Genomic DNA, 13798 nt, shown 5'->3' on the forward strand with positions numbered 1-13798 from the left:
ATTACTTTGATATGGCAGTTCGATGAATTAAATCTTACCCTACCTCAGATGGTGTCACTTTGTTTTCCACCTTATCGCTGATCAGGTAAGTCCTCTTGTCAATAGGTTTTGAGACGCGCTAACCCTGTGAAATAATATTATTAGAAAATGCTAGAGAGCGATTTAGAATAGTAAAAGCTTTCAGAGATGATTCAGTTGCTAGATTTTATACAGTTCTAGAAAATCAAATCGAAAATAATAACTCGTTCAGTGCAGATGATGTAATTCCTTCATCAAGTGATGGACTTCTACGGTACTTTAGATTAGATAAATTAATCACAGATAACAGTAACTTTTTAATTCAAATAAGTAGCGCAGCTGAATCTCTCTTAAATTCTGATGGCTTAGAGGAAACATTAAACCGATTATGCTGCTTACCAGTTAAACTCCCACAGATTTTAATAGAATCATTAGGTAATATATCCGCAGAACAAAGGCAAAGTCTGCTCGAAAGTTTAACAGAAAACTGGACATCTCCCATATCAAAACTTCATTTAATTGACTTGGCTCTTCATTTTAGTGGTGACGGTTCCAGAATTACTGATTTAGCTACAAGAATACTAGATGAGTTATGTAGTGAGGAAGGTGAGCTTCACTTCTCTATATTTCAGACCATACTTCATCTAGTCAACAATGAATTTAGTCATTGGAATGAAACAGAAAAATGGACTGTGCCTACGAAACTGGCTATGCTATGGGGGCATACTAGCAAATTACACAATATACTTGTCCCCGACATAGAGGTGGAATCTTTAAAGGCTTATGCTCAAGACTTAGAAAAATATTGTTGGTCTAGGCAACTTAACGCTGATACATTTAACCATGACCTAGAGTTTTGGAATGATATATTGCATCCAAATAGACTAACAAGGGAGGAGTTTGTTGTTAATGGTCTTGCAGCAATTACAGTCGATAAACCAGTTGAATTACTTGAATGCCTTGGTATGATTGACAAAGTAGCTACTTTTGCAGTGCGTGTCAAGGAAGAACAGTATGTACCAGATTTTAGGCTACTTCAAGATCCAATTCTGGCAAACGACTGTTTAGGCTCCTTCTTCCGAATTGACCGTCAACAAAGTCGATTACTGGGAATAGAACTCAGCCAGTATTTGGCATCTAGTCACTTAAAAACAATAACAGAAAATGCAATTGCAACTTTAGAAGAAAATCAGCTTTCTAAATCTTCCTGGGCTTGGCTAATTACAGTAGTCAATAATTTACCAATTTATGATGATTTAAGAGAAAAATTGCAACATATTATAGAAAGTTTAGATGTTTCTTCATTGTTTGCAACCGATATAGATTTAGTATTTTTAGCTTTTGAAGTTGCTTCATCCCAGATAGTTTATATGGGAGATGAGCAATTAGAATCCCATTTAGAAGACAAAGTGGTCTGTCTTGCTCATTTACTTGCTCTTCAAGAAAAGGAAACGAAATTGGATAAACAGAGCGTCAATCAATTTTTAGAGATTGTTTTTCGACTTGCTATTAAACCAGAAAATCCCAATAAAACTAGCCTGACTATAGGTAAACTTTTGAAAAAAACTTTAGGTGTATGGCCACGCCTTGCTAACACTGATTTATATATTATAATGTCCAGGTTTGTTGACGAATTGCCAATAGAACAACTAACCGGTTTATGGGAAGTAGTTTTGTATCTTCGGGCAATACGCGAGCAGTAACAGTAATAAAATTTAGTACTCATCGCAGCTTCGTAACACTTCAATTTATTAATTTTCATTTATCCGATACCTTCAACATTCCCGTCAACAATTCCGACATCTCCCACAAATCTTTATTCCGGTTATCGTCATAAATCATCAGCGTTCGCGGGTCAGCATGACGGCTCAATTTCTGCACCTTTCTAATATTCCCATCGGTGGCATCAAGCGCCGCCGTAATCGCCGAGTGTCTTACCCTGTGCGGTGACATGGGTTTCTTAACCCCCGCCTTCTTAAAAGCAGTAGCCACTATTTTATAGATGGCATCCGTAGTCAATCTATGCCCCAAATTATGAAAATCCAATGCTGTAAATATCGGTAAATTGGCATTCAAATCACCCCTAGCAATTAACCAATCTGCAAGAGCAGCCGCCACGTCCTTGGACATATCCAAATATTCTTCATTCGTTCCCTTACCCTTCCCCAAAACCCTCAACTTGCGCCCATAAAAATCAAAGTCCCCTACATTAAGATGGCATATCTCCTGGCGACGCAAAGCTAAACCCCACAGCACCAAAAAAATTGCATAGTTGCGTTTACCAATCAATGTTTCTCTATCAAATTGCTGAATCACAAGAGAGATCGCTTTGCTATCAACACCCCGTGTATCCCGATAAGCCTTAACCTTCTCCCCTGACACATCTTCCAGGGAATAATTGCACACCCCCAGCTTGCGCCCCATTTTGGCCAATGACTTAATCGCCGCTAACCGCCGATTGATTGTCGCCTCCCGCAACCCAGATTTAATCAACATCGCCTTGTATTTCAACACCACCATCACCGCCTGCTCTCGCTGCAAGTGCAGAAACTCCAGCACACTATCACCACTTGGCGGTAATAAAGTCATCTTGATAAAGAAATCCCTCAAATCTTTTTCATAAGCACGCCGAGTATTGGGATTGCGTTTATCTGCCAACAACTGCGCCAACACATCTGGGTCAGTGTCAAGCTGCGCGTCAAAATACCGAGCGATCGGTGCATCTAAACACGCCTCTAACTCTACCTTGACCAATTCCCCAAATATTGGCTCGTTAGGCATAAATGCTCACTAATTCGTTATTGATAATACAGTTTTCCAATAACGTTCATCATACAGTCACAGGGGGGTGCATGAATGTTTACACCACAGTGGGAGCAAAATACTACTTGCGGTAGTGGGCAGGTGTTAATTAGTCATGCTGTGTCTGTAATTTCCTGCTCTGATATCAAAATTGATAGCAGAGGATGTAGTCAATGTGTCCAATCCTCCAGCACCAAATCGGGAATTTGAGCAAAATCCTTTTGGTTACGAGTAACCATCACCGCATTTGTTGAAAGAGCGATCGCAGCTATTCGCAAATCTTTCTGTAGCCTTTTTTTATTGAGTTGCTGGTTTTCTCTAAGTAAACCTTGATAGCAAGTGTAGGCAGCAGCATCAAAGTTGAGTATTCTCACTCCTTTGAAATACTCTTGAGTAGTCCACAGTTTAGTGTAAAGGTTTACTAAGTTGGCAGATTCAGTCCGGTCATTAATTTTGACTACCCACCCGTTAAAAATTTCTTGAACTGTGACAATGGTGATAGCCAGATTGGGATAAACTTGAGCAACTTTAGATATAACAGCTTGGTTTCCTTGAAGTAAAAGCGAAACATGGTCTGTGTCGAGTATATAAAAACTCATCCTGCATTTCTCAATCTGAATCTAATCCTCAGCCTTTTAATCTTCATCTACTGCGTTACGTTCTGCTCTGAGATTATTAGCAATTTCAGCAAAATCTGCATCGTCTTTAAACACACCCGCAAATTTCATCCAGGGATTTTCTGCTTCGTTTTGAGATAATTGAATTTCTAATGGAATAATTTCTATCTTCTCAAGACGAGTTGACAAAAGTTTTTTCAATTCTTGCACAGCTTGTTCAGTAGTAGGTGCTTCAACCTGAGTGTTGGGAAATTCTAGGACAGAAGCTATTACATTTCCTTCATTGTTACGTTCCAGTAGGATATGTAACTTCAAGTTTTCAGACTGAGGTAACGTTACGGAGGAGAAATTGATAACCATATTTTAATTATTACCAAGCCTTGAACAATAATGTACTCTTCTACATCTAGCATACAGGGCAGGAGTATAACTTTCTAACTTGCCAACAAGTTAGCTGGTTGACAACCCAACTTTTTAGCAAGTTGCCTGGTTGTAAACCTAACTTGCTATATTAATGACTTGCCAGTAAGCTCATAGGCAAAATGTTTGGCTTAAAATTCAATGATTATTGCACTAGCAAATCAAAAAGGAGGGGTAGCTAAAACTACCTCCACTATATCTTTAGGGGGGCTACTGGCTCTTAAGGATACTGTCCTCGCTGTTGACCTTGACCCTCAAGGTAATCTCACCACAGGGCTGGGAATAGAAGTGGCTGATGACCAGATTAGCTGCTACGACGTAATTACAGAAAAAGCAGAAGTCATCGATGGAGTAGTTTCTACTAAATTTGGACTCAGCTTACTGCCTGCTGACATCAACTTAGCTAAGGGAGAAACGGAGATACTCATGAAAGTAGGTAACTTTTACATCCTTAAAGAGCGACTAGCTCCCGTACTCAAGCAATTCCATCACATCTTAATTGACTGTCCACCTTCTTTGGGACTGTTAACGGTTAATGCCTTGGCAGCTGCGGATGCAGTTCTTATCCCAGTGCAGTGTCAATTTTTCGCTTTAAAAGGGCTGGCTGCACTGTTGGAAACAGTTGCAAGTGTTCAAAAACGTCTTAATCCCCAATTACAAATACTGGGAGTATTGCCAACAATGGCTGAAAATACGGTCATGACTCAAGATGTCTTAGCCTCCTTAAATAAAAGACTACAAAACATTCAGATATTTGAAGCCGTTCCGAAGTCAATCAAGTTCTCTGAGTCAAATCTGGCAGGTGAACCCATTCACATCTATGCTAAAGACCCCAAATTAGTGCAGCCTTACCAGTTAATCGCTAATTTAATTGCTGCAATCTAATTAAGGTGAAAAGACAGATGACAAAACGACGCGCCAGATTAAATGATGATAATGATCCGTTGTCCTCGACCGATAAAGTTTTAGCTGGGTTTGAGCAAATTAGCAAGTCAACAAGTCAGCAAGATGAAGTGTCAACCAGTCAAGAAGCTGATAAGTTAACCAATCAACCAGATAAACTCTTAACAAGTCAAGAAGCTGACAAGCCAACAAGTCAGCAAGATGAAGTGTCAACCAGCAAGGAAGCTGACAAGTCAACCAGTCAACCAGATAAATTACTAACCAGTCGAAAATCTGACAAGTCAGCAAGTCAGCAAGATGAAGTGTCAACCAGTAAGGAAGCTGACAAGTTAACCAGTCAGCAATCCAAAAGTGAACATACATTTGAAGCTTCAACAAGTCAGCAAAATAACACGCCAATCATTCAACTAAACAGCAATTCAACAAGCCAGAAAGCTAACTTGCTAACAAGTCAACAAGTCAACCTAGAAAAAGTTTTATTGCGTAAATCTACATTTCAAATCAGTGAAGAGGTACTGCATCAGCTAGACAAACTGCACCTTACACTCCAGTTAGAGCTAGGAAAAGCCAATGCTCCTTATAAAGAAGTGATTGTAGAAGAAGCTTTAGTACAACTTTTAGAGTCGTTTAACTCTGATCGTGCGACTTTGATAGAGATATTGATGTCAAGGCAGAAAAGCAGGGACAAACTTTGAAAGAGGAGTGTGCGATGGCGTAACCGCCCTTTCCGGTGGCGATCGCACTTAAGGCGACATCTAACCAGAAGCCGTTATTCCTGATCGTTGCTGTATGTCACACAAGGACTATCAACTTCCTGCATCGGTTGGAATGAATTGCAGAAATTTACAGTAGCACAATTAACACCTGCTTCATCGGGGTGAATACATTGCACAACGCCCTCTAAAACATGAAAGGCACAGTCATTACAGATAGTTTTACATGGCAATGGTTGAGCGTCGATTAAGTTTGACATAGATCAAAATTTTCAAGAGAGGAAACAGCAGCAATAGCAAGCATAAAGCTGAGATGCCTTTTAGCTTCAGTGAAAACCATGTTAATTGCTGCGATCGCCACCGGAAAGGGCGGTTACGCCATCGCACCCTTTTAAATCAATATACTCACAACATATAAAAATAAAATAATACAAATGACTATTGCTACTAAAAATAAAAAATTATTATTGAAAACTTTACCTAAAACAGTAGGTTTCCTTTTCTTAATTTTCTTCTTCTTGTTTTTCTCCCCGACTATGCCTTGTCTCAACCGATTGTGGGGTTCATATCGTCTGGATATTAAATATTTTGGGATTTCCCCTCTCTCTTGACTTGCACGTTCAATATCTCTAGGAATTATAGGCAAAGAAAGATTTATTTTATTCTGATATTGACCGTAACCCTGAGAATTATTATTTGGTCTTTGCGCTACATTACTACGCTCCATTAACTGAATAACTTGTTGCAAATATGCGTTCTTTGTAAATTCAAACCACTCCCTATAAACATTAAATGACTTACAAGCTTGATGAATTTCTTTCTCTACTTTGTAAACGTCAGCAACAAAGACATAATGAATGAGTTTCAATGGGTAGGGACTTTGACGGCTATTCAGTTCTTTTAATCTTTCCTCTGGTGTCCGTGGTGCTACAGTTAGCCCTATTTTGTATCTATATGTGCCTACACTATGAATTAAATAAATGTACCCTGGTTTCATTATTGTATCTCTGTTCGTAGTTCTTCTAAAGCTGCAATCGCGTCTGCAACTGTAAAATCTGGTGAATATTTTACCTTTTTGTAGTCGGGATGCTGTTTGATTTGCTTTAAAATTAATTATGATTGATTAAGTAAATCACTTAGATTAATGAAATATTTACCCATAATTAATCCTTAAAAATAATAGGTTTACCATTGAAATCTTTGTAAACATCTCTGGTCTTAGCTAACTTGGTAAACTTACGTTGTATTCCTCTAGTTCGTTACCATCTGCATTTACTAGACTAAGGAATATGCTTATACTGAAAATTTATTTAGGATATAAATATATGGTTCAACGTATTGAAGAAATTTTAGGTAACTCAATTACAGAATATACTCCCAACGCAATCAAATTTCAGGGACTATCTTTAGAATCATTGGAGCAAGTTATTCAATCAGGCTACACTACACTAAATGCTAGTTTTAATGCTACTCCATCAGTTGGTTCATTTATTGAATTTGGGCAACGTTGTAAAAGATTAGAAGTGACAGCGATTTTTGATGGTGTAGTCCTCAATCATACAGATAACCCAAATTTGGTGATTGATGCAATTACAGTTAAAGGGGTGAAAAACTTAGACTTTGCAGGTGAATTTGTAAAATTTGTGTGGGGTTGCGATGAATTAGAGATTAATTCTCAACAGTTATATGCTTGGTGGGATTAACTGTTTCCTCTAATGAAATCAGGTTTGTAGTAAAGAGCTTAATGAATTGCGCTGTAACCATGCACATAGTTTTATACTTGCAGGGTCATCTGGCTTAGGTTTATATTCACCTTTTTCAAGTTCTTCACGACTTTTGCCAGTATAGTTTAACTTTAACCACCTAATCAAATCTTCAAACATAACTAATGGAAACAGTATGCTCTCAACTTCTACATCGTCCTCACTAAATACAATGGTTTCAATTCTAAATCTATAGCCAGACCATCTGATAGTAGGTAATCTATCTATTGCACTCTCTAAATCTTGTATTATTTTCTCAGAAACTATGTTAGGATTTTTTCTTCCATAAATCATCCACCAGTAAACATTATGCCTGACAAAATGCTTTCCATTTGTGTTAGTACATACCTCTACCTCTACACCATCCACATATAAGAACTGGCGAGTTATTTCTCTAATTTCACCTTCAGGCATTGGCTCTAATTCTTCCCAGGATTCTACTTCAATGACATTTTTAGTGTTCCCATAACTTTGCTGATATTTATCAACAACCTTTAGAGAAATAGGATTATTTTCAAATGAAGTTATCTTTCTAATTGGCGATACCACCCTTGTCCAATTCAAGGAAGGATTATATATCTTTATTAACTTGTTTTCTAGCTTGGAAAGAAGATTTATCTGCTTACTACAATCCATCCAGCTAATACTAATAAGATTTTTTCGATTAAACCTTTTTAATTGCTGAAATCTGTGATGGTCTTTCCAGCGTTCAACTAAGTTTACCGTTCTTCCAATGTAAAGAACCTGACCTTTGCTATCACATACAAAGTAAATAGCTGCCAAATTAGGTAACTGCTCTTTTTCTAATAAGTAAACTGATGGCAGGGTAGACAGGTCAATATCTTCAATTAACATCTCTCAATAATAATTGGTTTACTTATACTAATTAGTATAAGTAAAAAATAACCCCATTTAGTGGGGTCTTAGATGTCCTTCATTTTCTCAAAAGGGCATAAGAGATTAATTGTAGTTCAGCATAAGGCTTTCTGTATATATGCCCATCTTACAATCAGCAAGTCTTGATGTCTTGAGTGATCACTAAATCTTCAAGATTACTTCATTACAACTGCTCAATCAGAACGCTATTTACTCCCATTGGCAGCTTTTTCAAATCCTCAATCCGACAGCACCCCCGCTTCCAAAGCTGTCTTTGGTTTTTATCTACAGGATGGTAATAAGCCCAAATACTTCCATCTGGTGGTGAATATAAGGAGATAATAAAAACCTTTTGTATACCAAAGTTACCCGTACTTACTTCAATCTTTTCTTTAACAGTAAAGGTCTGTCCTGAACTATTAGTTGCTGTTGATAATTTTTTATAGGCTGGTTTATTCCTTAATTGCGGTTGCTCTGTTTCTATCTCTGATTGCTCATGTTCACCAGAGATATTTTCAATAAAAACAGTTGATGATGATGAATTAACTAGTGCTGTCTCTAAGATTTGGGGTACATCTGACTGTTCATTATCTACTTTTATTGTTTGAGATATAGCATCATCAGTCAGGACAGGACTACTGTTTAATTCTGAAACTTCAATGCTTTGACTCTGGTTATTATTTACTTCTAACTCAGCCTCAACTGGTTGATTTTCTGTTGGTACACTAGTTGATGCTGAGTCAGTTTGTGCAGAATTATTCTCGTCTGTAGCAGTAGATTTTTGCTTGACGACACGTAAAATAGCTGGCTTGGTTGGCGTGGCTTCTTCTTTTGATAGTGAATTATTCGTCTTAGGAGATTTACGTTTAGGCATAATAATTTATTGGCAGCAATGCACTCTGAAACGTTGATTAAATCAGCAATTGAGCAGGAAATGACTGCACTTTTTCTGTTTGATTAGCCCTCAGTAGTATCTTCAGTTGTGCTGGTTGAGATATCTGAAGTTGAAGATTGCTCACGACCGGGAAATTTAATGCACTCCCCTGATTGAATTACTAAGTTAGTCCCGACACGTCGCACATTAAAATTCCAGAATTTCTTAATCGAATTTGATGGTAAAAATCCGATTAGTCTTAGTTGGAAATCTTTGCGTGGCTCAAAGTCTCTCTGAGGCTTTTGGTGAATTTTAACTTCTACTATCCCTTGTGCTAAGTCTTGATATACAACTAATCCTTGTACAGAAAAGTTATCAGCTACTAACTGCAATTCGCTTTTTACTGAGTCGGTATATTTTTTTTCGTTGCGAACATTTATCAAAGTCACCCGAAGTTGGGTCGGAGAATCTTTGAATGGTGTTCTGGGGTAAACAGTCCAGAGGTAATCAAGTGATAAATCAAGTTGAGATTGTTGAACTAATTTCGATGCTCTCTTAGCAAGGTTTGTCTCAAGCATTACACCGTCAGCAGTTATTAGTTGCCCTTGATAAATAAGCGACTCACTAGGTACATACTTTCCCCAGAGCCGACCAATTGCACGATATTCTAGTGGCTCTGTCGGTCTTAACTGGTGATTATTAACTAATAACTGCTGTGTATCGTTCGTAATTGTCATGCGGACAAAGTTAAAATCTGTAATTTTTTGAATTGCTTTTATGATTGTAAACTGCGGCTCCCACTAAGATATTCTTCTTTCAATCTACTCCAAAAGCCTTAAGTATCTTTAATGGGAGCTTATACCCAAAGATGAACAAATGCCGGGAGCATCCACGCTCTTCCTTTCATTGAACATGAATGCTTTCGACACATCTATTAACTTGCGCCAGCTTCAGCCGCCGCTACATCTGGTTTAGGCTCTTTCGCCTTCTTTTCAAAGATTTGAACCCCAGCATCAACTACCTCAAACCCGTTTTCTGTGCGCTGTCCAAGCTTTCCCGATACAGCCCCAGCCCAGTCTGCAAATTCTGAAGCGCTAGTTTCAGCCTTCCGCCAGCTTTTTGCATTAACTTGAGCAGTGAAGACTATACCGTTCTGGTCAGTGAACTCGATTGCAACTTTCTTATTCTGAAGAGGTGTGGCTGTTGGTAGTTCGCCACTAAATTTTATTGTCACTTCGCTTTTGACTTCCATAGCTTACCCCTGGCTCATCATCAATTTCATTTTTCCCGCTCCTGATTTTATCTTGGATTAGGTTGACCACAAGATGCGCGATCGCTCGGCTATCGTAGTTAGATCACTTTGAAAGTAAACGTTGAGCATTCGGCTTGAACGAGAACCAAGACTCAACATTAAAAAACAAAATCCACAAAAAAAAATTACCCCTGTTTTTGACCCTTTTTTTGTCTATCTAATTGATAATTAGTCTCAAAATGAACCGCCCAAACCGTGATTATTGACACATTTATCAATAAATATTACAGTTTTGGCACTAGTTTCTTGATTTGACAAAATTCGTGCATTTGAGAGAATATCCCCACAAAACCTCCAAATTCCCAATTCTCACCAACTACATTCAACATCTCCCAATATCTCGACAACATCTCCCAAATCTCCAATTTTTTTCTTACCTTTTTACCCCTTTTACATCATCCACTCACAAAATTCTCATTAGCTCAAAAATTCCCAATAAAGAAGAACAGTTCCCAAGACTTATAATAAGTCTCCCATTTGCTCCCAATAATTGGTAAATTACCCTGAAAATCGCTTAAAAGCTTTTAAGCTCTGTAATCCATCTTTTTTTGACGCACAGTACGCCATATTTGGCGGAAAGTTTTTGAGAGTCAAAATTGAAAAGCAGAAGCCGAAGCAACAGCCATCAAAAAATACTACTGAAAAACTACACAATCACGACAAAAGCCAGCGATGAGTTTACCCCAGGGGAAAATGCGACGATTCTTCTCTAGTTCTTCGCTATTGAAGCGCGACTCGATAACCAGTGAAAGAAAATCAGGTCTTGAAATCACCAAATTGTATATCCAATCACAATTTCTTTTGGCTTAGTCTAGGCTTAGTCCAGGATAGTCGTAGACTAAGCCTAGACTAATTCTAGGGTTTGAGTAATTTCAGTAAGTCATTCTAAAAAGTTGTTGCAGACTAAGCCCAGGCTTAGTCTGCACTAAGCCAAAAGCATCTGCTATTTCTCATCAAAAAGCCTATAATCCTTGTTGCCACTAGCTTGGAGCTACTTTTTCGCCCAATTTCGGGCGGTTTTTCTATATTACGGCTGTGTTGCACTTATACTTCAAAAATCCCTCTCCCTAACTTCAACTTGCCAACCCAGCATTCGAGATAGACTGCAAATCGCTCTCACCATCAAAGCAAGTGTCTACTCAAGTAACTGCTTAAGCAAGTGAATCTGTAATTCCAACTGTGAGATAGAGTAAATCACAGCAGTCTTAAGAGTGTCACTGTCAGCACCAATGCGCTTTATGACAAAAGGCCCCCAACACATTCTCAAAGTACTCAAAACAATTTTAGTCAAACCTCTGCCCGACATTCGACGCTCACGCTCTCGTAAAAATTGTAGTAACTGGCCATCGCTACTGTCGTGACTGCGCTTAATCGAAAGCACTTCTAAATTAGGTTGCTCCATGTCCTATATTCCTACCGAATTAAAGGAGATTATGAGTAAGCCATCGTGTTGATTGATACCAAATTTTCACGACTGTCAAAATGCGCCGTAAACTACCCCTAGTATCCCTCTACTGTACCAAATGACAGTCGTTTGACAGTCATTGTCCAAAACCCCGATGACTGTCAAACGACTGTCGTTATGCACCCTAAAGGTGCTTTTGGGCGTATTTTCGCACCAGGCAGTAAGGGCGATTTCTCCCCCAAAAGTGGATTTCAGGGTTTTGTATAAGTGATACCATACTCACTATGGTTTCATACCCTGCGGGTGGCTGCGCCATCTTTCGCTGCGCTCATGACATGAAACCGCCGTTCGCTTGGAGGGGGTTTTTCGTACTACAAAGTACTGCACTTGTAGCATAAATCTTTGATGTCGCCACTAACAATTCTCAGAATTGAGAAACTAAAAACATTCGGCAACGTTGCGGGAAGTGATGACCATGTTACCAGAAACAGAGAAACACCCAATGCAGATCCAAGTAAAGAGAATGTCCGGTTGATTGGGGGAGAAGACTCACGCGCCCTGGAAGAAATAGTCAAAGAAAAAATCTCTACGCTCAAGCATCGCCCTCGGCATGATGCGGTGTTATGCACCGAGATGTTTCTCTCGGCATCACCTGAATATTTCCGCCCTGGTGATCCATCTCTGTCGGGGCAGTGGTCTGATGAGAGAATGCAGCAGTGGGCGAGTGCATCTCGTGACTGGCTGGCTCAAAACTATGGATCAAAGTGCGTCAGGGCAGAGCTTCATCTAGATGAAAGTACCCCACACATTCACGCCTACATCGTGCCAGTGAATGAAAAAACCGGGAGAGTCAGTCATGACGCGATGTTTGGCGGTAGAGGTGGGCAGGGAAGGATTAAGTTATCCAAGCTGCAAGATAGTTATGCTGCCGCACTCGCTCCTTTGGGCATTGAACGAGGGGTCAAGGGCAGTAAGGCAACCCACACCAAAGTCAAAGAATATTACCAAGCCGTTAACAGTGAACCACTCACCGCAGTCATTACAAATAACCAATTAGCACCGACACCTTTTGAATCAGCTAGTAGTTATGTAGCCAGGATTCAGTCTGATGAACACTTTCAAGCGATTAACCACCAACTGGCTGACCGGGCTTTCATGCTTGAGCGATTGGAGCGGGCAGAGCAACGGGCAAGAGCCAGCGAGAAGGAACGACAACGGCTAGAAGAAATTGTACGAACGCTTGAGTTAAAGACCCAACAACTGCGCGACTTGGAATTATTGGATGTCGCCTGGGAGTTGGGGCTAGATTACGAGCGTGAGCGGTGGCGAGGTCACGGTCACATCATTAATATAGATGGGCCCAAATTTTACGACTTTGCCCCCGATCAACAAAAGGGATCAGGGGGTGCGATTGATTTGGTAATGCACGTTAACAACTGCAATGTACGGCAGGCGGTCGTCTGGTTACATGAGCGCTTTGGTGAAGCAGGGGCAGAACGAGCAGCGATCGCAAAAGCTCAGAAAGTGACTGCTGAGATTATCCAGTTAGAACCACGCGACAAATTCACGCTACCCGTTGAGGAAAAAAGCAAGTGGCAGGGAGTCTCCAACTACCTCACCCAGAAACGGGGGATACCATCAAACTTTGTGGAACTTCTGCATAAAAGGGGGTTAGTTTACGCTGATGACCAGCAAAACGCTGTGTTCGTCATGCGGAATCTTAGCGAAGAACCCCAGGCATTAGGAGCATTTCTGCGGGGGACACGGGGCGAGAACAACACTTTTCTTGGGTATGAAAAAGGGACTAAGCGACGTGAGGGCTGGTTTCACTTTCGCTTAGGCGGACAGCCAACAGATCCTGTAGAGAAAGTGGTGCTTTTGAAATCGCCCATTGATGCCGTGTCTTTTGCCATGTTGGAATATCAGCTTAGAGGCGACGTGCCACCCAATAGAACTTTGTACATGGCGGAATGGCACTAAGAAAAGCTCTAAGCTATGCGGAATAGGCACTACAGATTTTAAAGCTATTGAACAGTGAAGGTTCAGGGATGGGATAGGCAATTGTCCTTGATGTAATACTGCGATCGCCATTGAG

General features: G+C 39.8%; 15 protein-coding genes. 5 read left to right on the forward strand and 10 right to left on the reverse strand.

Annotation, left to right across the window (positions count from 1 at the left end; genetic code table 11):
• The first annotated feature begins 542 nt into the window (after positions 1-542).
• Positions 543-1721, forward strand: a complete 1179-nt coding sequence (locus CDG79_RS35160) for a hypothetical protein (protein ID WP_094346235.1) — start codon at positions 543-545, stop codon at positions 1719-1721.
• 55 nt (positions 1722-1776) lie between these two features.
• On the opposite strand, the gene CDG79_RS35165 is transcribed toward CDG79_RS35160, so the two are convergent.
• The 3 genes from CDG79_RS35165 to CDG79_RS35175 all read right to left on the reverse strand — a co-directional run bounded on the left by CDG79_RS35165 (position 1777) and on the right by CDG79_RS35175 (position 3797).
• Entirely contained in the window at positions 1777-2799 is a 1023-nt protein-coding gene (locus CDG79_RS35165; protein ID WP_094346236.1) for a tyrosine-type recombinase/integrase, read from the reverse strand.
• A gap of 191 nt (positions 2800-2990) precedes the next feature.
• Positions 2991-3419 (reverse strand): type II toxin-antitoxin system VapC family toxin, encoded by a 429-nt coding sequence (locus tag CDG79_RS35170; RefSeq protein WP_094346237.1) that lies wholly within the window; start codon positions 3417-3419, stop codon positions 2991-2993.
• Positions 3420-3455: 36 nt separating this feature from the next.
• Positions 3456-3797, reverse strand: a complete 342-nt coding sequence (locus tag CDG79_RS35175; protein WP_094346238.1) for a hypothetical protein — start codon at positions 3795-3797, stop codon at positions 3456-3458.
• A gap of 201 nt (positions 3798-3998) precedes the next feature.
• Here CDG79_RS35175 and CDG79_RS35180 point away from each other — a divergent pair, with 201 nt between their 5' ends.
• Positions 3999-4742: a ParA family protein gene (locus CDG79_RS35180; RefSeq protein ID WP_094346239.1), complete on the forward strand. Its 744-nt coding sequence runs from the start codon at positions 3999-4001 to the stop codon at positions 4740-4742.
• A 17-nt stretch (positions 4743-4759) separates the two neighbouring features.
• The gene (locus tag CDG79_RS35185) at positions 4760-5455 is read left to right on the forward strand and encodes a hypothetical protein (protein ID WP_223278530.1); all 696 of its coding nucleotides are present in this window, start codon (positions 4760-4762) and stop codon (positions 5453-5455) included.
• A gap of 74 nt (positions 5456-5529) precedes the next feature.
• Here the strand turns inward: CDG79_RS35185 and CDG79_RS35190 are convergent, their stop codons facing one another.
• Together CDG79_RS35190 and CDG79_RS35195 are read right to left on the reverse strand one after the other, a co-directional pair.
• Positions 5530-5733, reverse strand: coding sequence for a hypothetical protein (locus CDG79_RS35190; protein WP_094346241.1), 204 nt, complete (start codon positions 5731-5733; stop codon positions 5530-5532).
• A 131-nt stretch (positions 5734-5864) separates the two neighbouring features.
• On the reverse strand, positions 5865-6470 hold the full coding sequence (locus CDG79_RS35195; RefSeq protein WP_094346242.1) for a GIY-YIG nuclease family protein: 606 nt from the start codon (positions 6468-6470) through the stop codon (positions 5865-5867).
• A 328-nt stretch (positions 6471-6798) separates the two neighbouring features.
• On the opposite strand from CDG79_RS35195, the gene CDG79_RS35200 reads away from it, so the two are divergent.
• Positions 6799-7176, forward strand: coding sequence for a hypothetical protein (locus CDG79_RS35200; protein ID WP_094346243.1), 378 nt, complete (start codon positions 6799-6801; stop codon positions 7174-7176).
• An 18-nt stretch (positions 7177-7194) separates the two neighbouring features.
• Here CDG79_RS35200 and CDG79_RS35205 read toward each other — a convergent pair whose 3' ends face one another.
• The 5 genes from CDG79_RS35205 to CDG79_RS35225 form a co-directional block, all read right to left on the reverse strand.
• On the reverse strand, positions 7195-8091 hold the full coding sequence (locus CDG79_RS35205) for a GIY-YIG nuclease family protein (RefSeq protein WP_094346244.1): 897 nt from the start codon (positions 8089-8091) through the stop codon (positions 7195-7197).
• Positions 8092-8296: 205 nt separating this feature from the next.
• Entirely contained in the window at positions 8297-8986 is a 690-nt protein-coding gene (locus CDG79_RS35210; RefSeq protein WP_094346245.1) for a hypothetical protein, read from the reverse strand.
• Between the two features lie 83 nt (positions 8987-9069).
• Entirely contained in the window at positions 9070-9723 is a 654-nt protein-coding gene (locus CDG79_RS35215) for a hypothetical protein (protein ID WP_094346246.1), read from the reverse strand.
• Positions 9724-9920: 197 nt separating this feature from the next.
• The gene (locus tag CDG79_RS35220; RefSeq protein ID WP_094346247.1) at positions 9921-10238 is read right to left on the reverse strand and encodes a hypothetical protein; all 318 of its coding nucleotides are present in this window, start codon (positions 10236-10238) and stop codon (positions 9921-9923) included.
• Positions 10239-11433: 1195 nt separating this feature from the next.
• Positions 11434-11700 (reverse strand): hypothetical protein, encoded by a 267-nt coding sequence (locus CDG79_RS35225; RefSeq protein WP_094346248.1) that lies wholly within the window; start codon positions 11698-11700, stop codon positions 11434-11436.
• A 408-nt stretch (positions 11701-12108) separates the two neighbouring features.
• Here CDG79_RS35225 and mobV point away from each other — a divergent pair, with 408 nt between their 5' ends.
• Positions 12109-13683 carry a MobV family relaxase gene (gene mobV, locus CDG79_RS35230; RefSeq protein ID WP_094346249.1) on the forward strand — a complete coding sequence of 525 codons (1575 nt, stop codon included), beginning with the start codon at positions 12109-12111 and terminating at the stop codon, positions 13681-13683.
• Positions 13684-13798 lie beyond the last annotated feature (115 nt).

This window comes from Nostoc sp. 'Peltigera membranacea cyanobiont' 232 (assembly GCF_002245985.1).
In the GTDB taxonomy this organism is placed as follows: domain Bacteria; phylum Cyanobacteriota; class Cyanobacteriia; order Cyanobacteriales; family Nostocaceae; genus Nostoc.